The following is a 1,403-nucleotide window of genomic DNA, read 5'->3' on the forward strand; positions in this document are numbered from 1 at the left end:
GTGCAGCTCGATGATCCGGCGTTCCTCGGGCGTGAGCGGGCCGTCCTTGCGGAGCAGCCGGGTGGGCACGCCGAGTTTGCCGACGTCGTGCAGGATCCCGGCGAAGCGGAGGACCTCCACCCGTTCGTCCTCCAGGCCCAGCTCCCGCGCGATCATCATGGAGGCGTGCCCGACGCGCTCGCTGTGGCCCCGGGTGTAGCCGTCCTTGATGTCGACGGCCTGGACGAGGGCGCGGATGGTGGCCTGGTGGGCCGCGTGCTCCCGGTGGTACTGGCCGAACACCCACCACGACACGCACATGGGCAGCAGCACGAGCAGGGCCGCGACCGGGCCGTACGGGCTCTGCCACAGGACGGCCATCATGAGCCCGGCGAGTCCGTGCACGGCGATGGGGGCGAGGGAGCGCGGGAAGAGACCCCGCCAGGCGCGGCGGGCGGGGACGCGCTCGGCGAGCGCCAGGATGCCGCCGTCGAGCAGGGTGAGGACCAGGCAGAACACGACGACGGCGGCCCCGGCGGCGGCGAGCGCGCCGGGGAACTCGGCGGCGGTCACGGCGTCCGGCTCGCCCAGTGCCCCGTAGACCTCGGCGGCCGCCCGCACGGCGAGCACCAGCTGGGCGGCCCGCCACAGGCGGCGCGTTCCGCGCGGCCGGCGTCCGACGGGCCCGAGCAGCGCGCCCGGCACCGCGACGAGCGCGGCGGCGGGCGGAGGCAGCAAAAACGCCCCGGCCAGCAGCACGGGGTAGAAGGTGCCGGACAGACGTCCGCGGGCGGCGACGCGTCCCCCGCCGGCGTAGAGCGCGGCGAGGAGGGCCACCGCCCACCAGGACGGGCGGGCGGAGGGCACGGGCAGCAGACAGAGCACCGCCGCGAGGGCGGCACAGGCCACGTACACGCGTGCCCGTGCCGGCAAGGTCTCCATGCCCGGCCCCTCCCCCACCGTCACCTGCTCAGCTCACGCGGAGCCTAGGTGGGGCGGGGGGCGGGTGCGGGCGTGTCGCCCGCCATTCGCACGTTCGGGTGACGCGGGGGTCAGGTCTCCTGCGGTGCGGCGGCGACGTCGTGCTCGGGCACGGACTGACCGGAGCGGATCAGGTCGAGCCGGCCCAGCACCTTCGCGCGCAGGTCCGTGGGGACGTCGTCATGGCCGCAGCAGCGCTTGACGAGCTTCTTCACCGCTTCTTCGAGCCCGTACTTCTCCAGGCACGGCGAGCACTCCTGGAAGTGCTGCTTGAACTTGTCGCGGTCGACGTCCGGCATCTCGCTGTCGAGGAACTCGTAGAGGTGGTCGAGTACCTCGGAGCAGTCCGTCTCGTGCGGCTCTCCGCAGCTCATGAGCCCGAGCCTTTCGCTTCGTCCGACTCTCCGGCGCCGGCCGGGACCAGCCCGCGCTCGCGGGCGTAG

2 protein-coding genes and 1 pseudogene are annotated in these 1,403 nt (G+C 74.1%); all 3 read right to left on the minus strand.

Annotated elements, in window-relative coordinates:
* Positions 1-921: HD-GYP domain-containing protein (locus ACFY5C_RS41560; RefSeq protein ID WP_389455284.1), on the minus strand; the 921-nt coding region annotated here is incomplete at its 3' end.
* 110 nt (positions 922-1,031) lie between these two features.
* Positions 1,032-1,334, minus strand: a complete 303-nt coding sequence (rsrA, locus tag ACFY5C_RS41565) for a mycothiol system anti-sigma-R factor (protein ID WP_151785786.1) — start codon at positions 1,332-1,334, stop codon at positions 1,032-1,034.
* A pseudogene (locus tag ACFY5C_RS41570) lies at positions 1,331-1,403 on the minus strand (RNA polymerase subunit sigma); the annotation flags it as partial. The gene rsrA and the pseudogene ACFY5C_RS41570, both read right to left, overlap by 4 nt.

Origin of the sequence: Streptomyces sp. NPDC012935 (genome assembly GCF_042900345.1) — a bacterium.
Lineage (GTDB): Bacteria > Actinomycetota > Actinomycetes > Streptomycetales > Streptomycetaceae > Streptomyces.